The sequence below is a fragment of the Actinomadura sp. ATCC 39365 genome (genome assembly GCF_054392275.1).
In genome coordinates this window covers 3,079,901-3,102,958 of sequence record NZ_CP184335.1, presented here as the reverse complement: position 1 = coordinate 3,102,958, position 23,058 = coordinate 3,079,901, and the positions used below count along the sequence as shown (strand labels likewise).

19 protein-coding genes are annotated in these 23,058 nt (G+C 73.8%); 11 read left to right on the top strand and 8 right to left on the bottom strand.

Annotated features, from left to right (window positions below):
- Positions 1–53: 53 nt before the first annotated feature.
- From ACNF49_RS15480 to ACNF49_RS15460, 5 genes are all read left to right on the top strand, one after another.
- Positions 54–1,052: an ROK family protein gene (locus ACNF49_RS15480; protein WP_482944137.1), complete on the top strand. Its 999-nt coding sequence runs from the start codon at positions 54–56 to the stop codon at positions 1,050–1,052.
- Entirely contained in the window at positions 1,040–1,228 is a 189-nt protein-coding gene (locus ACNF49_RS15475; protein WP_482944136.1) for a hypothetical protein, read from the top strand. The genes ACNF49_RS15480 and ACNF49_RS15475 overlap by 13 nt, the downstream gene beginning before the upstream one ends.
- 115 nt (positions 1,229–1,343) lie before the next feature.
- Positions 1,344–1,802 carry a MarR family winged helix-turn-helix transcriptional regulator gene (locus tag ACNF49_RS15470; RefSeq protein WP_482944135.1) on the top strand — a complete coding sequence of 153 codons (459 nt, stop codon included), beginning with the start codon at positions 1,344–1,346 and terminating at the stop codon, positions 1,800–1,802.
- A gap of 13 nt (positions 1,803–1,815) precedes the next feature.
- Entirely contained in the window at positions 1,816–2,391 is a 576-nt protein-coding gene (locus tag ACNF49_RS15465) for an epoxide hydrolase family protein (RefSeq protein WP_482944134.1), read from the top strand.
- Between the two features lie 102 nt (positions 2,392–2,493).
- Positions 2,494–3,045: a hypothetical protein gene (locus tag ACNF49_RS15460; protein WP_482944133.1), complete on the top strand. Its 552-nt coding sequence runs from the start codon at positions 2,494–2,496 to the stop codon at positions 3,043–3,045.
- Between the two features lie 46 nt (positions 3,046–3,091).
- Here ACNF49_RS15460 and ACNF49_RS15455 read toward each other — a convergent pair whose 3' ends face one another.
- From ACNF49_RS15455 to ACNF49_RS15440, 4 genes are all read right to left on the bottom strand, one after another.
- Positions 3,092–4,180 (bottom strand): CU044_5270 family protein, encoded by a 1,089-nt coding sequence (locus tag ACNF49_RS15455; protein ID WP_482944132.1) that lies wholly within the window; start codon positions 4,178–4,180, stop codon positions 3,092–3,094.
- Entirely contained in the window at positions 4,177–4,716 is a 540-nt protein-coding gene (locus ACNF49_RS15450; protein WP_357972335.1) for an RNA polymerase sigma factor, read from the bottom strand. Before ACNF49_RS15450 ends, ACNF49_RS15455 begins: the two co-directional genes overlap by 4 nt.
- Positions 4,717–4,811: 95 nt before the next feature.
- Positions 4,812–5,711, bottom strand: a complete 900-nt coding sequence (locus tag ACNF49_RS15445; RefSeq protein WP_482944131.1) for an aminoglycoside phosphotransferase family protein — start codon at positions 5,709–5,711, stop codon at positions 4,812–4,814.
- Positions 5,712–5,890: 179 nt separating this feature from the next.
- Positions 5,891–7,114 carry an oxygenase MpaB family protein gene (locus ACNF49_RS15440; protein WP_482944130.1) on the bottom strand — a complete coding sequence of 408 codons (1,224 nt, stop codon included), beginning with the start codon at positions 7,112–7,114 and terminating at the stop codon, positions 5,891–5,893.
- A 290-nt stretch (positions 7,115–7,404) separates the two neighbouring features.
- On the opposite strand from ACNF49_RS15440, the gene ACNF49_RS15435 reads away from it, so the two are divergent.
- Positions 7,405–8,052, top strand: coding sequence for a TetR/AcrR family transcriptional regulator (locus ACNF49_RS15435; RefSeq protein WP_482945534.1), 648 nt, complete (start codon positions 7,405–7,407; stop codon positions 8,050–8,052).
- Positions 8,053–8,070: 18 nt separating this feature from the next.
- Here ACNF49_RS15435 and ACNF49_RS15430 read toward each other — a convergent pair whose 3' ends face one another.
- Positions 8,071–8,310, bottom strand: a complete 240-nt coding sequence (locus ACNF49_RS15430; protein ID WP_482944129.1) for a hypothetical protein — start codon at positions 8,308–8,310, stop codon at positions 8,071–8,073.
- Complete coding sequence (locus tag ACNF49_RS15425; RefSeq protein ID WP_482944128.1) at positions 8,298–8,510, bottom strand: hypothetical protein; 213 nt, start codon at positions 8,508–8,510, stop codon at positions 8,298–8,300. The genes ACNF49_RS15430 and ACNF49_RS15425 overlap by 13 nt, the downstream gene beginning before the upstream one ends.
- Before the next feature lie 305 nt (positions 8,511–8,815).
- Between ACNF49_RS15425 and ACNF49_RS15420 the strand changes: the two genes are divergently transcribed.
- Both ACNF49_RS15420 and ACNF49_RS15415 read left to right on the top strand, forming a co-directional pair.
- Positions 8,816–11,992: an amidohydrolase family protein gene (locus tag ACNF49_RS15420; RefSeq protein ID WP_482944127.1), complete on the top strand. Its 3,177-nt coding sequence runs from the start codon at positions 8,816–8,818 to the stop codon at positions 11,990–11,992.
- Positions 11,993–12,215: 223 nt separating this feature from the next.
- Positions 12,216–13,766: an alpha/beta hydrolase gene (locus tag ACNF49_RS15415; protein WP_482944126.1), complete on the top strand. Its 1,551-nt coding sequence runs from the start codon at positions 12,216–12,218 to the stop codon at positions 13,764–13,766.
- Between the two features lie 42 nt (positions 13,767–13,808).
- On the opposite strand, the gene ACNF49_RS15410 is transcribed toward ACNF49_RS15415, so the two are convergent.
- Together ACNF49_RS15410 and ACNF49_RS15405 are read right to left on the bottom strand one after the other, a co-directional pair.
- The gene (locus tag ACNF49_RS15410; RefSeq protein ID WP_482944125.1) at positions 13,809–15,494 is read right to left on the bottom strand and encodes a tetratricopeptide repeat protein; all 1,686 of its coding nucleotides are present in this window, start codon (positions 15,492–15,494) and stop codon (positions 13,809–13,811) included.
- Positions 15,495–15,549: 55 nt separating this feature from the next.
- Entirely contained in the window at positions 15,550–15,816 is a 267-nt protein-coding gene (locus ACNF49_RS15405; RefSeq protein ID WP_357972357.1) for a hypothetical protein, read from the bottom strand.
- Between ACNF49_RS15405 and ACNF49_RS15400 the strand changes: the two genes are divergently transcribed.
- From ACNF49_RS15400 to ACNF49_RS15390, 3 genes are read left to right on the top strand one after another with little or no spacing between them, the layout of a single operon-like run.
- Complete coding sequence (locus tag ACNF49_RS15400) at positions 15,791–17,119, top strand: SWIM zinc finger family protein (protein ID WP_482944124.1); 1,329 nt, start codon at positions 15,791–15,793, stop codon at positions 17,117–17,119. The two genes, ACNF49_RS15405 and ACNF49_RS15400, sit on opposite strands and share 26 nt — an antisense overlap.
- A complete protein-coding gene (locus tag ACNF49_RS15395) occupies positions 17,116–20,250 on the top strand; it encodes a hypothetical protein (protein ID WP_482944123.1) in 3,135 nt (1,044 codons plus the stop codon). Before ACNF49_RS15400 ends, ACNF49_RS15395 begins: the two co-directional genes overlap by 4 nt.
- Positions 20,247–23,015 (top strand): hypothetical protein, encoded by a 2,769-nt coding sequence (locus tag ACNF49_RS15390; protein ID WP_482944122.1) that lies wholly within the window; start codon positions 20,247–20,249, stop codon positions 23,013–23,015. The genes ACNF49_RS15395 and ACNF49_RS15390 overlap by 4 nt, the downstream gene beginning before the upstream one ends.
- Positions 23,016–23,058: the final 43 nt, after the last annotated feature.

Below are 23,058 nucleotides of genomic sequence, written 5' to 3'. Positions count from 1 at the left end.
GATCAGGATTTATGATGGAGCTCACCATTAAGATTCGTCAAGAAGGGTCATCAGTGACGCTCTCCGTGACCGGCGGCGACCTTCAGCGGCTTCGGCGGCTCAACGCGCTCGCCGCGCTCTCGGCCCTGCGCACCGGCGGGCCGGCGACGCTGACCCAGCTCGCCGAGCGCGCCGACCTGGCCAGGGCCACCATCAAGGTGGTGGTCAAGGACCTCATGGAGCTGGGCTGGGTGGTCCAGATGGATCCGAGCGGCGGCGAGAAGGGCAGGCCCGCGCGCCGCTACCGGTTCCACGCGGAGGCGGGCCGGGTGCTCGGGCTCGACATAGGAGCGCACAAGGTGCTCGTGGTCGTGGCCGACCTCGACGGCAACGTCCTGCACACCACCCGCGAGCCGGTCACCCCCGAGCAGCCGCGCGCCGAGCGGCTGGCCGCCGTGGACCGGGCCATCGACGCCTGCCTGACCGGCTCGGGCACCGCCGCCCCCGACGTCTGGCTCGCGGTCGCGGGCAGCACGGGCTATGTCGACCTGCAGGGGCGCGTCGTGCTCTCGCGGGCCATCCAGGACTGGTCGGACGTGCCGCTGGCCGACCATCTCGGCGACCGGCTGCGCTGCCCCGTCCTGGTGGAGAACGACAGCAGGCTCGCCGCGCTCGCCGAGTGCCGCAGGGGCATCGCCCGCGACGCGCGGAACCTGATCTTCCTGCACGTCGGCCGCCGGGCCGGCGCGGCCGTCGTGCTCGACGGGGTCCCCCTGCGCGGCAGCGGCGGCGCCGCCGGGGAGATCGGCGTGCATCCGCTGTTCAACCTCGGTCACGTGGGCGAGCTGCTGCAGGCCGTCCCGTCGGTCGAGCCCGGCACGCCGCCGGAGGCGGTCGCGGGAGCGGTGTTCGAGGCCGCCAGGCAGGGTGACGTCGAGGCGCGCCGGGCCGTCCTGCGCTACGTCAAGGTGCTCGCACTGGCCACCACCGCGATGGCCCTCACCGTCGACCCCGACCTGGTGGTGCTCGGCGGGGGTTCTCGCGGTCGGCCGACGTGCTCATGGAGCCGCTGAGGGTCGAGCTGGAGACGATGTGCCTGCGCACGCCCGAGCTGCGGGCCTCCGTCCTCGGCGACGAGTGCGTGGCCATCGGGGCCGTGTGCCACGGCGTCGAGCATCTGGCCAAGGTGCTCTTCGACCCGGAGATCGACCTGTCGGTCGCGGGACCTCCTTCCTCATTAATGGTGTAGTCCACCAAATATATCGAGCCAAGGCGCGAAGGCCCAGGGAAACCTGCCGACCCTCGCGCCTTTTCGTTTCCGGGCCTCTTCGTCGAGTTACATCGAAGTTCGATATAAATAGGGCGTGGCATCCTCTCAGGCGGACCCCGGCCCCGCCCTCGACCTCGACGGGCTGGTCGGCGCGATCGAGGACTTCAACGCGTACTTCATCCGGCTGCCCTCGGTCAGGCGGCTCAGCTTCTCGACCCTGTCCGTGCTGCACACGCTGGCGGGCAAGGGTCCGATGCGGCTCACCGACCTGACGGCGACGGAACAGCTCAAGCAGCCCGCGCTCACCAGCCTGGTCGCCAAGCTCGAACGGGACGGGCTGGTCTCGCGCCACCCCGACCCGCGCGACGGCCGCGCCGTCCTGCTGACCCTCACCGAGGAGGGCAGGGACATCGTGCGTTCCCGGCGCGCCGACCGGGTGGCGCGGGTCGCCCGCCTGGTGGCGCACCTGAGCGACGACGAGCGGGCGGAGCTGGCCCGGTACGCGCGCGTCCTCGGCCGCCTGACCGAGATCGCCGCGCGGGTCGAAGACTAGGAGGACAGTTCCCTTGACGAATCGCCCCTTCCCGTTGCGCCCGGAGCCGCTGCACGTACCGGACGAGGTGCTGGACGACCTGCGCCGCAGGCTCACCATGACCCGATGGTCGCCGTCCGCCGGGAACGATGACGGCTTCTACGGCGTGCGCGGCGAGTACCTGCGCGAGCTGGTCGCCTACTGGGCCGACGGCTTCGACTGGCGGGCGGCGGAGCGGGCGATCAACGCCTACGAGCACTACCGGGTGGACGTCGGCGGCGTGCCGGTGCACTTCATGCGCAAGCCCGGCGTCGGCCCCGACCCCGTGCCGCTGATCCTCAGCCACGGCTGGCCCTGGACGTTCTGGCACTGGTCGAAGGTCATCGACCCGCTCGCCGACCCCGGCGCCCACGGAGGGGATCCGGCGGAGGCGTTCGACGTGATCGTGCCGTCGCTGCCGGGTTTCGGCTTCTCGGCCCCGCTGGACGGCCGGCCGGACATGAACTTCTGGAAGATCGCCGACGTGTGGCACGAGCTGATGACCGGCGTCCTCGGCCATGACCGGTACGCCGCCGCCGGATGCGACGTCGGGGCGCTGGTCACCGGGTAGCTCGGCCACAAGTACGCCGACGAGCTGTACGCGATCCACATCGGCTCGGCGCAGAAGCTCACGTTCTTCAACGGCGACCGCGCCTGGGACCTGAGCGGCGGCATGCCCATCCCGGACGGCCTGCCCGCCGACGTGCACGCCCGGTTCGTCGAGCTGGACCGGCGGTTCGCGGTGCATCTGGCGGCGCACATGCTGGCGCCGTCCACGCTCGGCCACGGCCTGGCCGACTCCCCCGCCGGCATGCTGGCCTGGATCCTGGAACGCTGGACGAAGTGGTCCGACAACCACGGCGACGTCGAGAACGTGTTCACCAAGGACGACCTGCTCACCCACGCGACGATCTTCTGGGCGGGCAACACGATCGACAGCTCGATCCGCACCTACGCCAACAACAACCGCTACCCCTGGACGCCGTCGCACGACCGGTGGCCGGTCGTCGAGGCGCCCACGGGCATCACGTTCGTCGACTTCGAGAACCCGCCCGGCGTGACGACCGGCGAACAGCGGATCCGGAGCTTCCTCGACGGCGACCGGGCCGCCTGGTACAACCACGCCGACGTCACCTCCCACGATCGCGGCGGGCACTTCATCCCGTGGGAGATCCCCGACGAATGGGTGACAGACCTCCGCCGCACCTTCCGCCCCCACCGCTGACGTCCCTTCCCGTGCGCGACCGAGTCGGCCGGCGGTTCGGCGGGGGTCAGAGTTTCCTGGGCAGCACCGGGGTCGCGTCGGTCCAGCCCGACGCCGTCAGTGCGGTCCACGCGGTGACCTCGACCCGGTCGCCGTCGGAGAGCCGCTCCTCCACGGCCAGCAGCCGGCCGGACGCGTCGTCGATGACGATCCGTCGCGATCCGCCCAGCAGCTCGATCCCCGTCCCCACGCGCCCCAGAGGGTCGCTGGTCGCGCCGATGTTCCGCACGCTCGGCAGGCCCGCGAGCATCCGGTACAGCCCGGCCCGCACCTTGAGCGTGGTCGGCAGCTGGGACAGCAGGCTGGTGGCCTGCGCGAACAACGACTCGTCGGACGGCTGGCCGATCGGCCCGGTCCACCGCTGGAGGACCTTCTTGAGCGCCGCCGGATCGTCCGGCAGGCCCATCACCTGTTCCGTGGTGACGTGCGCGGCACCGACATGGGGGTAGGACACCTCCGGGTTGCGCCTGTCGTCGAGTCGGTTCGCGAACGGCGGCGCGGGCAGCACCCCGCCCACCCCGGGGACGGCGGCTCCCGCGCAGTCGCCGAGCCGCCACGCGCCCTGCCCGCGCCAGGTCTCCTCATCGGCCGGGGTGAGCGGCTTGCCCGACTGGGCGGTGACGACCAGCCAGCTGGGCTCGCGCGCCGCCTTCGCCATCCAGAGCTCGTGGGCGCACGTCACCCGGTACCTGACGCTCTTGGGTGTCCCGCCGTCGGGGGGCCCCTGGCCCGCCTCCTGCAGCGCCATGCTCTGCCCGACGGTGTGCCAGTAGCGGCCGGTCACCGGGGTCGCGGTCTCGATGCGCTGCGCGGCGGCCAGCAGCACGGTGCGGGCGGACATGGGGACAGGCGCCGCGGGCCGCTGGTCCGTGCTCCGCACGAGGACGACCGCCGCCACCGCGACCGCCGCGACGGCGGTGAACCGCAGGGTGCCCGGCAGCCTCCTTCTCGGGCGCGAGCGCCGGCGACCAGGCTCTCCGGGCGAGTCGAGGGCGGCCAGGACGAGCACGTCGGCGGCGGAGAGCCACGACCCGCGGTCCAGCGAGGCCGGGCGGGCCTTGGCGAGCAGGTCCATCGGGTCGGGCTTGCGGCTCATCGGAGCTTCCTTCCTGGAACGGTGACGGGCTGGGGGGACGTGGCGGTGCCGCCGGCCTCCATCGCCGACCGCAGCCGGCGACGCGCCCGGTGCAGCCGGACGAAGAAGACGGCCTTGGTGCAGCCGAGCACCTCGGCCGCCTCAGCGGTGGACAGGCCGTGCCAGGTGGTCAGGGTCAGCAGCTCCTTGTCGGCCTCGGACAAGGAGGAGAGCGCCCGCAGTACGGCGATCCGCTCGGTGGCCTGTTCGCCCGCGTCGAGGGCGGCCTCCTCGACCCAGGTCCGCAGCTCGGCTTCCAGGGCCTGACGCCGTACGGTCTGCCGGAAGTCGTCGCGCAGGACGTTGCGGGCGACGCGGAAGAGCCACGGCAACTCGGCGTGGGCCGGGATGTCGTCCAGCCGCCGCCAGGCCACCAGGAAGGTCTCGCTGACCACTTCCTCCGCGAGCTGATGCCCGGCGCGGCCGGCCGCGTAGGCGTACACCCGCGGCCGGTAGGTGTCGTAGAGCACGGTGAAGCGCTCGGGTGGGTCGGGCAAACCGTGTCCTTCGATCGCGGATGAGTCGTTCGTAGAACATGTGGTCTGAAGGACGGCTTTCTTACATCCCGGTTCCGGATCTCTCGCGAACCGGTCTAGCCGGCGAGGGCCTCGGTGATCTGACGGGTGGTCTGCGCGGCGACCCTCGGGCTGACGGCGGCGTAGGCGGTGTACGCGTTCAGGCCGGTGGCAAGGGCCCAGCCGCGGCCCCTGGTCCAGGTGGCCTCGTCCACGCCGAGCGCGGCACGGAAGGCGGCCCGGCTGCCGGCCGACATCAGGGTGAAGGCGATCATCAGGTCGGCGGCCGGGTCGCCGATGCCGAGCCCGCCGAAGTCGATGACCGCGCTGACGCGGCCGTCGACGGTCAGCACGTTGCCGGTGTGGAAGTCGCCGTGGAACCAGACCGGCGCGCGGTCCCAGCCGGGGGCGCTCATGGCCGCGTCCCACAGCCCGGTCATGGCGGCGCGGTCGAACACGCCGCCGAGCGCCGCGATGGCGGCCCGCGTCGCGCGGTCACGGCCCGCCAGCGGCTGCCCGGCGAGCTCCGGGCGGGTCTGCAGCGACGGGACGGACCCGGGCGCGAACCGCTGCAGGGCGACCAGGAACTCCGCCAGCCGCTCGGCGGCCACGGACGAGTCGGCCAGCACCTCGACGGTGGCCACCTCGCCCTCCAGCCAGCGGGACACCGCCCACCGCCACGGGTAGCCGAAGCCGGGCTCGCCCACTTCCACCGGCACCGGGACGGCCAGGGGCAGCCTCGGCGCGAGCCTGGGCAGCCACTCGAGTTCCTTGTCGGCCTGCCCGACGGCGTCGGCGTGGCGGGGCAGCCGGACGGACAGCTCCTCCCCCAGCCGGTAGATCACGTGGTCGGAGCCCGCCGGGTCGAGCAGCCGCAGCGGCAACGCGGCCCACTGCGGGAACTGCGTGTCGACCAGCCTCCTGACCAGGGCGGCGTCGATCGTGGGGCGGGCGTGCGCGGTTCCCGGGACTGCCAAGGACGACTCCAGCGACGGGCCCGCTCCGTGCGGCGGGCGGCCGGACCATCACAGTGCACCGCGCGCCCGCCTGTCGACCCGATTAAGACGAGGACCGCCGGGGACGGCGGGCCGGTGGTCCGGCCCGCCGCGACCTCCGGAGCTGTCCTGTACGCGTTCCCCGGGCGGACCCGCCGGGGTCAGCCGGGGCGGTTGCCGGTCGGGATCACGATCTTGGTCTGCGCGCCCTTGGTCAGGTAGAACGTGGTCCACTTCTTGATCATCTCATCGAGGAGCCAGGCCGCGGCGGGCACCAGCGGCAACCCGATCACGCCCTCCCTGAACGCCACCAGCAGCGGCCAGGCGGTTTTGACGACCGGGTCCCACAGCGGCTCGCGCGGGATGCCGTTCCAGTCGGCGGCCTGGTTGCCGGTGAGGTACCTGGAGAACGCGTTGACGAGCGGCTTGTCGATGCTGCCGGGGCTGGTCAGCTCCGCGAGCATGTCGCGCAGGATGTCGTTCAGCTCCACGCCCTCCGGCGTCGGCCCCATGTTCCTGGGCAGGACGATGTCCGACTGGGCGTAGGAGGTGTCCCAGGTGGCGGGGATGAACTCGTCCCTGATGCCCAGCATGTGCGCCAGCAACTGCAACGAGTGCAGGTACGCCGCGGACTCGGCGGCGGAGATGCGCACCTTCCACTCGCGCATCCCGCGCATGGAGTAGGTCGCCAGGGTGTGCCAGGTGACCAGCATGTCCTCCTGGCTGATCGGGATGGGCCCCGGCCAGTGGGGGGACGACTTGAGCAGGTGCCGCACCGCCGCGTGCACCAGCCGGGTCTTGACGGCCTCGACCACGGCCGTCCCGCCGGGCCCCCAGGCGTTCTGGGGCCTGACCGCGTACGCCAGGACGTTCGTCTTGGCGACCCGGTCCTTCAGGTCGGCGCCGCCCGCGGAGTAGTAGACCGCGCGGGCCTCCTTGGGGATGGCGGTGGCCAGCATGCCGGCCCCGACGATGGTGAGGACGACGATGTAGTTGCCCTTGAGCGCGTGGAACCGCGACGCGGCGTCCAGCTTGGCCTGGTCGGCCCACGACGGGAGCCGGCGCGCCTGCTCGATGAAGGCCCGCAGGTCGGCCGGCAGCCCGGCGGGCAGGGGCTGGTCGTTGCGGTTCCAGTCGTAGAGCAGCCGGTTGACCTCGGGGATGAGCCCGCGGTCGAACAGCGAGGCGAGGAGGGGGTCGGCGACGTCGTCCCACACCCAGCGAGGGTCGGCGCCGGTGCCGGAGCCCGCGACCGAGCCGGATGAGGGCCACTCCCAGCCGTCGGCGAGGGTCTTGGCCTGGGCCGGGGAGGTGATCCCCAGCGCGCCGAGGGCTCCGAGGGCGCCGCCCGAGATCAGTATCTCGCGCCTGCTCAGCTCTGCCATGCTCTGCACTCCTTCGAGATGGGGGGTCCCGCTCAGGGCAGTCTCGATCGGCTCGCCGGAGATCCACCGAACAGGGAGCGCGTGTCGGCGCCGTCGCCGGAATCACGCCTGCTGAGTTCTCCCACGCCGCTTCCTCCTTCTCGTCCGGGGCCGAGAAGTGGGTGATACTGAGAAACAAACCATGAGTCTGTGTATCATCATGAGAGCACGTTGTGATGGACATCACAAGACCCGCCCCTGAGGCAGAATCGATCCAGGAGGTGATCGTGGAATCCGTGCTGTCCGGCTTCATGGCGCCGTCGGGCTCGGAGTCGTTGCTGGAGCGCGCCTTCGTCGACGCCGTCGAACGCGTCGGCGACCCCGACGAGTTGAGGGCACGCATCCTCGACGCGGCCTACGAGCAGTTCTGCCGGATGGGCATCAGGCGCTCCACCATGGAGGACGTCGCACGCCTGGCCAAGGTGTCGCGGATCACCGTCTACCGGCGCTTCGACACCAAGGACACGCTGGTCGAGCATGTGGTGCGCCGGGAGTTCCGCCGTTACTTCGACCAGTTCCTCATCGACATAGAGCAGGCCCACACCCCGGCCGACCGGGTGGTCCTCGGCTTCGTCAGCTCGTTGCGGGCCATCCGCGGCAACCCGCTGATCGGCGGTCTCATCGCCACCGAGCCCGACCTGCTCGTGCCGTCCATGATGACCGACGGCGGCCAGACCCTCGCCACGGTGCGGCAGTTCGTCGCCGGCCAGCTCCGCCGGGAGCAACGCGCGGGCAACGTGTCCGACGGCCTCGACGCCGACCTGGTGGCGGAGATGATGGTGCGCATCTCCACCTCCTTCCTGGCGATCCCCAGCGCCGTCATCGACCTCGACGACGACGGGCAGCTCGCCGAGGTGGCCAGGCGCTTCCTCGTGCCCATGCTCCAGCCGCCCGCCTGACCCGCGGGGCCCGGGGCCTCACCTCCCGCCGGGGAAGGCGGCGCGCAGCGCGGCGCCGCGGGTGATGACGGCGACGCCGGCCAGGGCCAGCGCCGACAGGCCCTGGAGCACGGCGTACCAGGCCGGGCAGAGTCCGGGGATCAGGTCCACTCCGATGATCGCGATCGGCACAACGGTGGACAGGGTGCGCACCCGGTCGAACGCCTTGTACGACCCCTCCGCGGCGCGGCCGGTCATCCGGTGGATCAGCGGAGCCATCGCGACCAGCACGACCCCCGGACCCACATGAAACCGGACGCCTCGCCGCCGGTGAACGCCATCACCGCGACCACGCCGAGAACGATGACACCGATGGCCCCGAAGAGCGCGACGCACTTCTTCACCGTGGCGAGGGCCTGCTGGGCACGGGGGTCGCCGAGGGCCGACGTCGCGGTCGTGGTGTCGCCGGTGTTCGTCATGATCTGTCTCCTCCGTGTCGTTGTGGCAGCGAGCTTAGGAAGCACCCACCGGGCCGGAACATGGGGTTGGCCGTACGGGTGGGTGGGGCTGGCCCCACTTCTGCCGGCGATCCCGTCCCGCCCGTCCCTCTTGACTTATTCTTTTGACCGACATATCTACTTTCCTGAAGGCATATTCCAGCCACGCAATGTTGGCCGAGCAGATGAACTCCGAGGCGATCAGGCAATTCGTCTGGGACCATGAATCGCGCGTCGTCACGTTCAGCCTTTCGCCGACCATCTGAACAGTGGAATGGAAATTCGTGATGTCCCACGCACCGGTTCCCTCCGACGCCTCCGCCTCCCCGTCCGGATCGATGTCAGGGCCGTCCCGGCGGGCCGTCCTGGCGGGTGGCGGCGCCGCGCTCGCCGCCGTGCTGGCCCCGGCCGCACCGGCGCGGGCCCGTGCGGCGCGGGACGCCGGCCGGACGGCCGTCACCTCCGGCACCGACTTCGCCGTCGCGCCCTCGCCCGACGGCCGCCTGCTCGCCCTCGACCTGCTCGGCGTCCTGTGGGTCTGCTCGTCCTCCGGCGGCGCCGCCCGCAGGCTCACCAGCGACCTGTACGACATCGCCCAGCCCGACTGGTCCCCCGACGGCGAGACGATCGTGTTCCAGTCGTACCGCGACGGCGTCTTCGACCTGTGGACGATCCGGCCCGACGGATCCGCGATCAGGAAGCTGACCACCGGCCCGTTCGACCACCGCGAGCCCCGCCACAGCCCGGACGGCCGCACCATCGCCTACTCCTCCGACGCGGGCGGCAGCTACGGCATCCACCTGCTCGACGTCGCCACCGGAGCGAGCCGCGTGCTGACCGACGGCTCGGCCGAGGAGTACGAGCCGGCCTGGTCGCCGGACGGGAGCAGGATCGCCTTCGTCGTCGCCGACACCAGGATCGACGTCGTCGAGGTCGCCACCGGCACGCGCGCCACCGCGGTCACGGTGCCCGCCGGGCAGGTCGTCCACCAGCCGTCCTGGCTGCCGAACGGCACCGACCTCGCCTATCACCACTTCCACGCGGGCGCCAACGACCTGGCCGGCACCGCGGGCGCCCTGGTCACCGGCGAGGAGGTGTTCCCGTTCCGCGCCCGGTTCGCCGCGGACGGACGCTATTACTACACCTCCGCGGGCACCATCAAGGTCCGCCGCCTCGGCTCTCCCACCGCCGGCACGGTCGGCTTCACCGCCGCGCTGACGACGACCACTCCGAAGTACCGGAAAAAAGTCCGGGTATTCGACGAGCCGGGCTCGTTCCCGGTCGTCGGAATCGGCAGTCCGGCCGTTTCACCGGACGGCTCGGCCATCGCCTTCCGCGCGCTCAACGACATCTATCTCGTGCGCGGCGACGGAACGCCCGAACCGCTTTTCCGGGACCGCTGGTGGAAAGCCGACCCGGATTTCTCCCCGGACGGGCGGCGGCTGGCATTCGTCACCGACCGCACCGGCACGCTCAACGTCTGGGTCCGCGACCTGGACACCGGCGCCGACCGGCAGGTGACCCGGCTGACCGACTCCGCCGCCCTGTCGGTCCGCTGGTCACCGGACGGGAACGAGATCGCCTACTTGGACCAGGACGGCGCCCTGTGGGTCGTGGAGGTCTCCACCGGCGACCGCCAGAAGATCTACGACGCGACCTTCGAGCCGGGCCGCCCGACCTGGTCACCCGACGGCAGGACCCTGGCGATGGCCGCGGTGGTGCCGTACTCGCGGCGTTACCGGGAGGGGCTGTCCAAGATCCTGCTCGTGGACCGGGCCACGGGCGCCGGCACGTACGTCGACCCCGCGTCCCACCGGTCCCTGCAGACCCGTGGCGACGACGGCCCCGTCTGGTCGCCCGACGGCACGATGCTCGCCTTCGCCATGGAGTCGCTGCTGTGGGTGCTGCCCGTCGACCGGACCGGCCGGCCCACCGGCGCGGCCCGTCAGGTCACCCGCGAGGTCTCCGACGCCCCCGTCTGGGCCGGCGACTCGGCCACCCTCCTCTACCTGAACGAGGGCCGTCTCAAGAGGGCGAGCCTCGACGGGAGACCCGCCCGGCCGGTCCCGGTGCGGCTGACCTGGCGCAACGACCCCGGCCCCGACCAGGTCGTCATTCACGCGGGCCGCATGTGGGACGGCGTCTCGGGCCGCGTCGTCCGTGACGTCGACATCGTCGTACGGGGCCAGCGCATCGCCGCGATCGAGCCGCACCGGGAGGGACGGCCCGGCGACCTGATCGACGCCCGCGACAGGTTCGTCATGCCCGGCCTGATCGACATCCACCACCACCGCGAGATGCAGGGCTACGCCTACGGGTCGCGGCAGGGGCCGCTGTGGCTGGCCCTGGGCGTCACCACCACGCGCTCGCCGGGCTCGCCCGCGTACCACATGGTCGAGGAACGGGAGTCGGTGCAGTCCGGCGCCCGGCTCGCGCCGCGCTACCTGGGCACCGGCGAGGCCATCGACGGGGCGCGCATCTACTACAACTTCATGCGCCCGACGTACTCGCACGAGCAGCTGCGGCTCGAACTGCGGCGGGCCGCCGCCCTCGACTACGACCTGCTGAAGTGCTACGTGCGGCTGCCGGTCGGCTGGCACCGGGAGGTCATCGACTGGGCCCACCGCCAGGGCAAGCCGGTCAGCTCGCATTACCACTATCCGGCGATCGCCATGGGCGGCGACCAGACCGAGCACGTCGGCGCCACCAACCGGTTCGGCTACTCGCGCACCGTCACGAACGTCGGCTCGGCCTACTCCGACGTCATCTCCATGTTCAACGCCTCGAAGATGGCCAGGACCCCCACCCTGTTCAACTCCTCGACCCTGTACCGGGAGGACACCTCGCTGGTCACCGACGAACGGGTGCGCCGGCTCTACCCGAACTGGCGGATGGCCGCGCTCCGGGCGACGGTCACCGCGGCGCAGACCGCCGACCCGGCGACGGTCCAGGTGGTCCGGACGAACCTCGCCAACCAGGTCGCGCAGCTCACGGCGATGATCCGGGGCGGTGGCGTGGTCACCGCCGGCACCGACGCGCCGATCGACCACCTCGGGCTCAGCCTGCACATGAACCTGCGGGCCATGGTCCGCTACGGCCTGACCCCGCGCGAGACGCTCACCGCCGCGACCAGCACGTCCGGTGCGTACCTGGGTCTCCCGCTGGGCCGGATCGCCAAGGGCATGTACGCCGACCTGGCCATCGTCGACGGCGACCCGCTGTCCCGCATCGAGGACGCGGCCAACGTCACCGCCGCCGTCGTCGGCGGCAGGCATCACACCGTCGAGCGGCTTCTCGCGCCCTACCCGTCCGCCACCGCCACCGACCAGGCGGCGTCCGCGGCCTCCGCGCCTGCCGGCGGGGTCAAGGCCCGCGTCCCCGTCCATCCGAGCACGGCGGGCCACTGGTGGAACGACCCCGCCCACCTCGACAAGGCCCGCACCGCCTGCTGCGACGGCCACTGAACGGGTCCCGCCCGCGCTGTGCCGGGGCGGCGTAGTCGCGCACGGCGTCCTCGGCCGGAGCGTGCGGTGGCTGCGGAGGCGGCCGTCTCGCCAGGTGAAGGCCGCCCGGACCAGGACAGCGGAATGTCCGTACGGCCGATCCCGGTCGGCCGTTCGGCCGATCAAGATCAACCGCACGGCCCCCTAGCGTCGGTGCCGACATCATCAGAAGAGGGGGCTTTCTGTGCGTGCACGAAAGATCGTCACAGCCGTCGCCGCGAGCGCGACCCTGGTGGCGGGGATGGCGATCACCGGGCAGGCGTCGGCGGACGTCATGCGTGCCAACGGGACCGACGGCGTGACGAGGTTCCACCGCCAGGCGCTCGCCTGGCACCGCTGCGCGACCGGTCCGGGCGACGACGCCGGCGCGGCTCTGGACGCGGCGGGCGCGCAGTGCGCCGAGGTCACCGTCCCGCTGGACTACCGCAGGCCCCGGGGGCGGACCGTGTCGGTGGCGATCTCACGGATCAAGGCGGCCGATCCCGGCGCGCGCCGGGGCGTCCTGCTGATCAATCCCGGCGGTCCGGGCGGGAGCGGGCTGCGGCAGCCGCTGCTCGGCGGGCTCATGCCCGCCGTCGCGGCCCGCTACGACCTGATCGGGATGGATCCGCGCTTCGTCGGCCGCAGCACGCCGATCCGCTGCCGGTGGACGACCGACACCCCCACCCGGTCGGCCGGCCCGACCCGCCGCACGTTCGACGAGAGCGCGACCCTCATGAAGGAGCTGGCCGCCGGATGCGTCCCGGGCAACCGTGACCTGCTGCCGCACGCCTCCACCCGCAACACCGCCCGCGACATGGACGTCATCCGCGCCGCGCTCGGCGAGCCCAGACTGTCCTACCTCGGCTACTCCTACGGCACCTACCTGGGCGCCGTCTACACGCAGCTGTTCGGTGGCCGCGCCGACCGGTTCGTGCTGGACAGCGCGGTGGACCCGGACGTCTACGGCCCCGACCTGCTGTCCGCGAACGGCCCGGCGATCGACGCCGCGCTGGGGCACTGGGCCTCCTGGGCCGCCGCCCGCGACTCCGAGTACGGCCTGGGCGCCACCGAGGCCGACGTCCTGGCCACCGTGGAGCGGGTGAACCGGGCCGCGTCCCGTCGTCCGCTGCGCGTCGGCGCGTACCGGATCGACGCCCACCACGTCCCCTACCTGCTGTTCATCCGCCTTTACGACGACAGTGCCAAGGCGTACGGCGGCCTTGCCGCGGAGGTGCGGACGCTGGCCGGCGCCGCCCGCGGCGACGCGGTCACCGTCCCGGCGTCGCTGAAGGAGACGCTCGACGGCCTGTTCACCGGGTCGGGGTCGGCCGAGGACCGGTCGGGCACCCCGATCCTCTGCGCGGACCGGGCCGCCTCCCGCGACCTGGAGTCCTACTACCGCGACATCCAGGCCCACCGCGCGGACGAGCCGCTGTTCGGGCCGATGACCCGCAACCTCGGCCCCTGCTCCTTCTGGCCGGCCGCACCGGTGGAGGCGCCCACCGAGCTCGGCAACGACGTCCCGCTGCTGGTCGTCGGGGCCGACGGCGACCCCGTCACGCCCTTCGCCGGCCAGCGGTCCATGCACCGGGCGCTGGCCGGCTCGCGCATGATCACCCTGCGCGGCGCCTTCCGCCACGGCGCCTACCTCGCCGCGGGCGACACCTGCGTGGACGCCACCGTCAACCGGTACCTGGTGGACGGCGTCCTGCCCGGCGGGGACACCACCTGCGACGAGGCCGGCCGGGGGTGATCCCGGCCGGGGATCGAGCGGCGGGGTGAGCCCCGCCGCTGGTCAGCCGGATCGGGCGCGTCGGCAGCGGGCCAGCTCGGCGCGCAGGTCGCGGCGGAGCGCCCGGTCCAGGCCGGGCTGGGCGAGCGCGTCGGCGAAGTCGCGGGCCGCCTCCTCCCAGCGGCCGAGCCGGGCCAGCGCGGTGCCCCGGTTGTAGCGCGGCTCGGGCGCGGGCGACAGGGCCACCGCCCGGTCCAGGTCGGCCACGGCGGCGCTCACCTCACCGCGTTCGAAGCGCACCGCGGCACGATTGGTCCACGCCTCGACCAGCGTCTCGTCGCCCTCCAGCGCCTGGGTGAACAGGTCTTCGGCCGGTTCGCCGCGCTCGGAGCGGATCAGGCCGAGCGTGCACAGCAGCGCGGGGTCCTTGGGGGCCAGCGCGAGGCCGGCCAGCGCGTCCCGTTCGGCGGCGTCGAGCGCGCCGCGCTCCAGGTGGGCGTTGACCAGGGCGATCCGGGCGTCCAGGTGGCCTGGGTCGATGGCGAGCGCGTGCTCCAGGTCCTCGCGGGCCCGGTCGTCACGGCCGCGTTCCAGGTGGAGCACGGCGCGGTTGTAGTAGGCCTCGGGCAGGTGCGGCCCCAGGCTGATGGCGGTGCCGTAGTCCTTGATCGCGGGCTGGACGCGACCGGCCGCGCGGTGCAGGGCGGCCCGGTCCACGTAGTACTCGCTGTTGTCCGGATCGTGGGCGATCACGCTGTCCAGGTCGGCCAGGGCCCGCTCCGGGTCGCCGAGTGCCAGGTGCACCTGGGCGCGGTTGTGCCGCAGGCGGGCCAGGTGCTGCGGGTGCTCGCCCGGCGCGAGCACCGCGGTCAGCCTGGCCAGCCCGTCGTCGACCAGCCGCAGCGCCTGGTCGGGCGCGCCTGCCTTGGCGTCCAGCAATGCCAGGCCCTGCTCGTAGAAGACGGTGGAGATCACCTGGTGGCGCGGGTCGTCCACGTCCTGTGCCAGTTCGAGCGCCTGTTCCAGCCAGTGCCGGGCCCGAGCGGGGTCCTGGCGGGCGGCCGGGAGGTGGCGGGCGTACAACATGGCGGTGGCGTACGCGGCGGACATGTTGATCTTCGGGTCGCCGGTGGCGGCGCGGGCCTCGTCGTAGAGGTCGAGCGCCTCCTCGGCGCGCTCCAGCGCCGCCAGTGCGGTGGCCAGGCCGGTGGTGCAGGCCCACCATTGCCGCAGGTCGCCGTCCGGGGTGACGAGGGCGCGTCCGTGGGCGGCGACGCGGGCCGCGTGGTGGTAGAAGCCGCGGGCCAGGCTGTCGCCGAGGGCGGCGCGGACGGCGTCCGGGGCCGTGGGGAGCGGCGGCGGCTCGGCGGGGCCGTCGTCACGCAGGTCCAGGACCAGCGGGGTGGCGGCGGTCCGCGGGACCAGGGTGTCCAGCAGTTCGGCGGTGGTCTCGTCGGCGTTCGCGACGTGGTCGAAGGTGACGGTGACCGGGCGGCGGAGGGTGCCGGCCCAGGCGGCGGCGAACTCGGCGGCGCCGTACGCCAGGCAGGCGGTGCGGCGGGCGGGGTGGAACCTGATCGGCTCCTCCTCGGCGGCCGGCCGCGCCGTGCGGTCGAGCCAGGGGGCGATCGCGTACAGCTCGACCCGATGGCGGGCGGCCAGGCGGGGACGGTCGGCGGCGATCGTGGCGAGGAATCCGGCGACCCCGGCGTAGGGCCCGTGGCCGCGATGGCAGTCGAAGCGGTTCACGGCCGCACCGGCGACCGCAGGGGCGGGCACCCGAGAGCGCCCGCCGTCTCGGCACCTACCAGCACCACTCGATCCAGAGCCGGCGGGCACCGGACATCAGGCGCTGCGTGCTCTTGCGGCGGATGGTCATCTTCTTCATGGGCGCCTCCCGGGGAGTGATCCACTTCAAGATGCCCAGAGCATAAACCGGTGTGTCCGAAATGAGTAGACCATCCGGAATTAAAGATGATCTGGCCTCAAGATTGGCGGACGGCGACACGAAGATCTTGTCGGTGGCGCGATCTATCGTCCCGGCCATGACTTCAGCGACGCAGGCGTACACGTACGCCGCGCCCTCCTCCCTCATCGACGGTCGCCTCGGGCTCGCGACCTCCGGCGGCCGTGCCCTGTCCGGCCCCGCCGTGGCCCCCCGCTTCTTCAGCGGCGTGGTGACCCAGGCCGCCCCCGCCGCGGCGGCCCTGCTCGGCGTCGCCGACGTGGCGCTGGCCCGCTACCACCAGCCGCAGGAGCGGCCCGGCTGGGTGCGCGACCCGGTGGTGACGTGCAACGGCGACCGCCTGCGGTTCGAGTCCTTCTCGGCCTGCGGCGGCGTGTACGCCCGGCTCGACCTGCTGAACGGCGCCCTCGACGGCGAGGTGTTCGACCGGGGCACCACCAACGTCGACGTGAACGCCCCGCTGCGGGAGGCGCTGGCGCGCATCGGCGCGCGCGACCCGCTGCACCTGGGAGTGGGCCTCGACGAGCTGGTCGTGACCACGACGGACGGCGCGGTGGTGGAGAAGAAGGTGCCGCTGCCCGAGCGCTGGCTGCGCGGGTTCGCCGAGGTGCAGGTCATCGCCTCGGGCATGGACCAGCGCGGCGAGCTGGCCGGCATGGCGGCGGTGCGCTTCCTGCGCGGGCTGCCCAGGAAGGGCACGGTGTGGGTGGCGCAGGCGGGGCGCGACCTGAAGGTCTCCGACCGCCGGGTGCCCGGATCCGTCCAGCTCGCCGGCCCCAACCGGCTCGCCACCCTGCTGCCGCTGCTCCGCTTCGCCAAGGCCCTGCGGGTGTACGGCCCGTCCGACGCCGCTTCCAGCGCCTGGGAGCTGGAGCTGCCGGGCATGCGCTACACGCTCACCCTGTCGCCCGAGCGCTGGCGCGGCTTCTCCGGCGAGGGCGCGGTGCTCGACGACCTGGCCACCGACGAGGCCGAGAACGACGCCGACCTGGTCGGCATGCTGCTCAACTTCGAGCCCGAGGTCGAGATCGGCCTGCTGGCCGACCGCGCCGGCATCCCCGCCGACCGGGTCCGGGCCGCGCTGACGCAGCTCGGCGTCGCCGGCCGGGTCGGCTACGACCTGGCGGAGGCCGCCCACTTCCACCGTGAGCTGCCCTACGACAAGGACAACGTGATCGTGCTCAACCCGCGGCTGGCCAAGGCGCGCAGCCTCGTCGAGGCGGGCGCCGTGCGGCTCGACGGCGAGTCGGCCACCGTCCGCACCTCGGGCGGCACGCGTCAGGTCACGCTGGCCGACGGCTCCTGCACCTGCGAGTGGTGGTGGGACCACCGCGGCTCCCGTGGCCCGTGCAAACACGTACTGGCCGCCCGGATCGTCGCCCGCGCCGCCGTGGAGGTCTCCCGATGACCGTCTGGACGGAGATCCGCGACCTCGTCGTCCGCAAGGAGGTCGGCCGCCTGGCCGACCTCCTGGTCAGGCTCACCGAGCAGGAGCGCGCCGAGCAGGCCGGGCAGCTGCCCGGCCTGCTCAAGGAGGTGCGCCGGGTCCGCACCGAGCAGGTGCGCGCCGAGCACCCCGGCGACTTCGAGGAGCTGGTCTCCTGGGAGGTCGGCGAGCTGCTCGACGGCATGGCCGGGGCGCTGCTGCTGGCCGGCGTCGGCCTCATCACCGGCCCGGCCGCCGCGGTGACGTGGATGACCGGCCGCGACGTCAACCGCCGCTGGGCGCCGGCCGTCAACGCCGGTCAGGTGTGCCGGGTGGCGGCCGCCCGTCCGCCGGAATGGCGCCGGGACGTCGCGGTCCGGCTGGCCCGGCGGGTGCGCCGTCCCGCCGACCGCATCGCGCCGCTGGCCGTGGAGCTGCTGCGCCAGTCCGGCGCGGTGCCGCCCGACCACGACCCGCTGGTGGCCGCCTGGCTGTCCCTGCCGACCGTGCCCGGTGACCCGCTGGCCCCCGTGCTGCTGCCCCGGGTCTTCGACGCCGACGGCGCCGGCCGCGTCCTGCGGGAGGAGTCGCTGCAGCCCCGGCCCTCCCGCTGGCTGGCCGCCGTCGTCCGCACGCTGCCCAGGGAGCAGGCGCTCGACGGCTGCGTGAGCCGGTTCCTGCGCGGCGGCGAGCAGCAGGACCTGCGGTTCTTCGTCCGGCTGCACACGCTGCTCGATCCCACGCCCGCGGAGTCGGCTCCCCGCCTGCGCGACTACCTGCGGTTGTTGCCGTCGGCGCCGGGCACGGTCGCCGAGCTGGCCGCCGCGCAGGTGCGCGCCGCGATGCCGCTCGACCACGCCGACCTGGTCGAGGCGGTCGACGCGCTCACCTTCCGGGCCGAGGCCAAGCTCGCCGCCACCGGCCTGCGCTGGCTCGACCAGGCGATCCGGGCCACGCCGGAGACCGCCGCCGACTTCGTCACCGCGCTGGCCACGGCGTACGCGCACACGTCCTTCGACGTGCGCAACCGCGCGGTCGAGCTGACCCTCAAACACGCCGGCCTGCTCACCGAGCACGCCGAGGCGATCCTCGACGCCGTCCGCGGCCTCCCCGCGGACCTGGGTGCGAAGCTGGCCGCGCGGTTCGGCGGGGAGATCCCGGTCGAGGAGCTGCTGGAGCCCAAGGAGTTCCCGCCGCTGCCCGAACCTGCGCAGGCGCGGCCCTTCCCCGAGCCGTCGATCTCCCCTGGCACGCACGAGCCGTGGATCGAGCAGGAGCGCTGGCTGGCGGCCTTCGTCACCGGCGTCGCCGACGACCGCGCGGAGCTGCGCAGCACGCTCGCGTTCCACGTCGAACAGGCCCACGGCCACTGGCGGCCCAGCGACGTGTGCCTCCATCCCGGCGACTGGCAGTCGGCGCTGGCCGCCGAGCTCGTCACCCCCGGCAGCGTGCCGGAGCTCCCGCCGATCCAGCCGGAGAGGTTCTGGGACCGCGCCGGCCACTCCATGGGAGTGCACGCCGTCACGCGCGGGCAGGAGCCCGAACCGGAGCCGTCGACCAGGCGGATCGTGATGGGCGGCGCCTACCGGCCCGGCCGTTTCCTCGACGACGACGCCCCGCTGCGCGCCTTCGTCATCACCTGGACCAGCGACGAGGGCCCGGCCAAGGCGGTGGCCCGCGAGGGCGACCAGGAGATCCCCTTCGCCGGAGGCCGGATCCGGCTGAACGAGGCCGATGATCCCCGCCCGGTGCGGAAGAGGCCCGGCGTCCGGTACGACGACTCCGTGGAGGCCATGCCGTACCACGTCCTCGACCACGCCTACGACCAGATGCTCGAGCTGGGCGTCGACCCCGTCCGGATCGCGGCGATGCGACTGGGGGAACCGGTGCCCCCGCCGGGCCCGGACGAGCCGCTCGCGCAGGTGACCGTCGTGTTCGTCCCGCCGCGGCGGCGTTCGTACCTGCCCGGGGCGCTGTCCGAGCAGGACGAGTGGCGGCGGCGCAACCGGCTGCCCCTCCTCGGCCGGGTCGCCCCGCCCCACGACTTCCTGCTGCACCGCTACGCGGAGCTCGCCGCGGCCCTGCGCGAGGGCACTCTCCCGCCGGTGCTGCTGGCCACGCCGACCTGGACGAGCGGCCACCTCGACCCCGACGTGCTGGTCGGCCGGCTGGAGACGTGCGCCGCCGCCGGGGTGGAGCCGCTCCCGGCCGACCTGGCGCAGGCGTTGCTGCGGCTGCCGCGGGGCCGCCATCCGGCGGCGGCCGAGCGGGCCGCCAAGGTCGAGTCGGAGGCGGCGCGGTCGGCCGCCCGCTGGCTCGCCGGTGACGGCATGGCCGACCCCGAGTGCGGCCACGTGTGGCGTCACATGGTCAACGCGTCCATGGTCGAGTTCGGCGACGGTGAGCCGGAACACTTCACCGAGGTCAGGCTGCGGCCCGTGCTGCGGGTGACGGCGCCGACCGGTCATCGGCTGATCGACGAGGTGCTGCTGCGCGAACCGCCCGACTGGATGGGCAGCGAGTCCGGCCACACGCTGTGGGCGTGGCCCGCCGTCCTGCCCTCCCACCGCGAGGTCGTGGCCGTCAACTTCCTGCCCTACCTGCTGCACGGCCACTGGGGCACCTGGCGCGCTCCGGCGGAGATCACCGGCCTGGAGATCGCCCAGGGGCCGATGGGCGAGTCCACCGCGGTGATCCTCGCCTTCCTCCTGGCCGGCGAGGTGCCCGAGATGATCCCGCTGGTCCTGCGCATGGCCGCCAGGGGCGAGCTGCCCGCCGAGGCGATCGGCCGCCAGCTCGCGCTGGTGCTGCGCCGCACCTGGCAGGAGACCACCCTCGCCATCGCGGTCCTGACCCGGCTGGCCGAGGCCGGTGGCCACCACGAGGTGTGGCGCGTCATGCGGGCCCTGCTGCCCGTGATGTTGCCCGGCGAGGGGCGGCGGGTCACCGTGAGCCACACCCGGCTCGTCGCCTTCGCCACCGACGTGGCGCTCTGGACCGGCGCGCGCGGGGAGATCCCGGTCGTCGCCGAGTTCGCGCGCAGCCGCCGGACGACCCGCTTCGCCCACGCGTGCCGGCGCCTCCACGCCCAGCTCACCGGAGCCACCTCATGACCACCGACGACATCCGCGCCGAGGTCAGGCGCCTCGTGCTCGCCCATGACACCGAGCGGCTGGCCTCGCGGTTGCCGAACCTCACCGGCGACGAGCGGGCCGCCGTCGCCGCCGAGCTGCCGGGCCTGCTCGCCGAGCTGCGCCCGCGGCTGCTCACCGCCCGCTGGGGCGCCTTCGACCAGCTCACCGGTCCCGCCGAGGCGCTGATGATGGTGGGCGCGGCGACCGTTCCCGGCCCGGCCGGCGCGGCCACGTGGCTGATGAAGCGCGACCTCGATCCGGGAACGTCCGGCGCGCCGAGCCCGCACCGGCTGGTCAGAGCGGTCTCCGGCCGCTCGGCGGCCTGGCGGGCCGATCTGGCGGTCCGGCTCGCGCGCCGCGTCCGCCGTCCCGACGACCGGGCCGCGCCGTTGGCCCTGGCGCTGCTGCGCGACGGCGCGGTCACCCCGCCCGACCACGAGCCGCTGGTGGCGGCCTGGTTGTCGGCGGCGGCCGTGGCCGACGACCCGCTGACGCCCCACCTGCTTCCGCGGATCTTCGAGGCGGCCGGCGCGGGCCGGGCGCTGGCCGACGAGAGGCTCACCCCCGAGCCGTCCCACTGGCTGGCCCTGACCGGCCGCGCGCTGCCGCGCGAGCAGGCCATCGCGGGCTGCGTGCGCCGTTTCCTGCTCGGCGGCGACACGCGTGACCTGCGCTTCTTCGTCCGGCTGCACACGCTCGTGGCGCCCACGCCGGCGGAGACGGCCGGGCGGGTGCGCGACTACCTGCGGCTGCTGGCCACCGCGCCGGGCCCGGTGGCCGAGCTGGCCTGGCGGCAGGTGCGCGGGGCCCGGCTCGACCCGGCGGACGTCGCCGAGGCCGTCGAGTCGATGACCTTCCGCCCGGAGGCCAAGCTCGCGGTGAAGGGCCTGACCTGGCTCGACCGCGACCTCGGCCCCCACCCGGAACGGGTGAACGACCACGTCACGGCGCTGACCAACGCGTACGCGCACGCCTCCCACGAGGTGCGCGACCGCGCGGTCGCCCTCACCCTCAAGTACGCCGGCCACCTCACCGACACCGCCGCGCTCCTGGAGGGGGCCGAGCTGCTGCCCCCGGCCGCGGCCCGGCGGCTCCACGAGCGCTTCGGCGCGGGCGGGACCGGCGACTTCACCCCTGGCCGACTGCCCGATGTCACCGTCCCCGGCCCGTTCCCCGTCCGCGGCCCGGAGGCCGGACCGCCGGCGGAGGCCGGCTGGATCGCCGTCGAGGCGTGGCTGGCGGCGGTCGTGCGGGAGGCCCACGCGAACCCCGGCCCGCTCCGGGAGACGCTGGCCCGGCGGTTCGGCGAGGAGCTGCGGCCGGTGCTCTACGACATGCCGGTGTGGGAGTCGCCGCGCGACTGGTGCACCGCGCTGGCCAGGGAGCTCGTCAACCCGGGCGAGGACCCGGGGCCGCCCGGCTCGCGTCCGCCGCGGCGGTGGCCGCCGTACCGGAGCGGGCCCGGCTCGCCCGACGACTTCGGGCAGGCCCTGTACGACGGCATGGTGAACCTCGCGGCCACGGCCTTCCGGCTGCTCCCCGGCCTGCGCACGATGCTCCCGCTGCACGACCTGCCCGACGACGTGCAGGAGGAGCTGCTGCGGACGGACGACGTCGAGACCGATCCCTACGACCCCGCCGCCCGACCGGCGCCCGCCGACTGGAACCGCCTCCCCCACCGGGAGGGATGCGCCGGCCCCCACGCCTTCCTGCTGTCCCGCCTCGACGAGCTGCTGCGCGCCGCGAAGGCCGGAGCCCTGCCCCCGGTCCTGCTGGCCACGCCCACCCGCACCGACGGTCACCTCGACCCCGAGACCCTGCTCAGCCGCCTGGCCGGGTGCGCGCGCTCCGGCCGCGAACCGCTGCCGTTCGACCTGGCACAGGCCCTGCTGCGCCTGCCGCCCGATCCCGCCCCCGACCTGGCCGAACGGGCGAAGGGCATCGGCTCGGCGGCCGCCGCCACGGTGGCCCGCCGGCTCGGCCGGGGCGCGCCTTCTCCCCCGCGGGTCGAGGTGACCTGGACCACCGATCCGGGCTCCGTGCCCCACGACCATGTCCTCGACCGGCGCGGGATCACCGGCGTGAGCTGGCCGCCTGCCGAGCCCACCGGCCTCGCCCACGTCGACGCCCTGCTGGCCGCGCCCTCCGGGAGGCGTGACTTCCGGCGCGGGGCACGTGACTTCTGGCCGGGCATGACGCCCCACCACCGGGAGCTCACGGCGGCCCACCTGGCGCTCGGCCTGCTCGACCACGCGGTTCCGCCCGGCATCGACGACCTGCGCGGCCTGGCGCTGGCCGAAGGCGGATCCGGCCCGGCCACGGCCCTGGTCCTGGCCTACCTGCTCACCGTGAAGGGCGACGACGCGGTGCCCCCGCTGCTCGAACTGGCGGCCAGGGGCGCGCTCCCCGCCGCTGAGACGGGCCGCCTGCTGGGCATGCTGAGCCGCCGCAACGGCTCCGGGGCCGGCCTCGCCCTGCCGTCACTGGAACTGGCCGCCCGACAGGGCGCGCACGCCGAGGTGTGGACGATCCTGCGCCACTTCCTGGCCGTCCTCCTCCCGCGCGAGGGCGAGCGGGCCCGGGGTGCGCACACCAACGCCGTCGTGCTGGCCACGGAGGTCGCCATGTGGGCCGGCGCGCGCGGCGGGATCCCGGAGGTGGCCGCCCACGCGGGCAGACGCGGCTCGACCTCGCTCACCCGGGCCTGCCGGGGCCTCCACCAGGTGCTGACCCGCGAGCCCTGAACCGGCCCGGCGCCGATCCCGCCGACCAAGCCGAACCGCCGGC

Bases quoted from the DNA above. Each gene is read 5' to 3' on its own strand.
- ACNF49_RS15475 (WP_482944136.1), top strand. From the start codon at position 1,040: ATGGAGCCGCTGAGGGTCGAGCTGGAGACGATGTGCCTGCGCACGCCC.
- ACNF49_RS15460 (WP_482944133.1), top strand. From the start codon at position 2,494: ATGCCCATCCCGGACGGCCTGCCCGCCGACGTGCACGCCCGGTTCGTC.
- ACNF49_RS15455 (WP_482944132.1), bottom strand. From the start codon at position 4,180: ATGAGCCGCAAGCCCGACCCGATGGACCTGCTCGCCAAGGCCCGCCCG.
- ACNF49_RS15440 (WP_482944130.1), bottom strand. From the start codon at position 7,114: ATGGCAGAGCTGAGCAGGCGCGAGATACTGATCTCGGGCGGCGCCCTC.
- ACNF49_RS15435 (WP_482945534.1), top strand. From the start codon at position 7,405: ATGGCGCCGTCGGGCTCGGAGTCGTTGCTGGAGCGCGCCTTCGTCGAC.
- ACNF49_RS15430 (WP_482944129.1), bottom strand. From the start codon at position 8,310: ATGGCTCCGCTGATCCACCGGATGACCGGCCGCGCCGCGGAGGGGTCG.
- ACNF49_RS15425 (WP_482944128.1), bottom strand. From the start codon at position 8,510: ATGACGAACACCGGCGACACCACGACCGCGACGTCGGCCCTCGGCGAC.
- ACNF49_RS15420 (WP_482944127.1), top strand. From the start codon at position 8,816: ATGTCCCACGCACCGGTTCCCTCCGACGCCTCCGCCTCCCCGTCCGGA.
- ACNF49_RS15400 (WP_482944124.1), top strand. From the start codon at position 15,791: ATGACTTCAGCGACGCAGGCGTACACGTACGCCGCGCCCTCCTCCCTC.
- ACNF49_RS15395 (WP_482944123.1), top strand. From the start codon at position 17,116: ATGACCGTCTGGACGGAGATCCGCGACCTCGTCGTCCGCAAGGAGGTC.
- ACNF49_RS15390 (WP_482944122.1), top strand. From the start codon at position 20,247: ATGACCACCGACGACATCCGCGCCGAGGTCAGGCGCCTCGTGCTCGCC.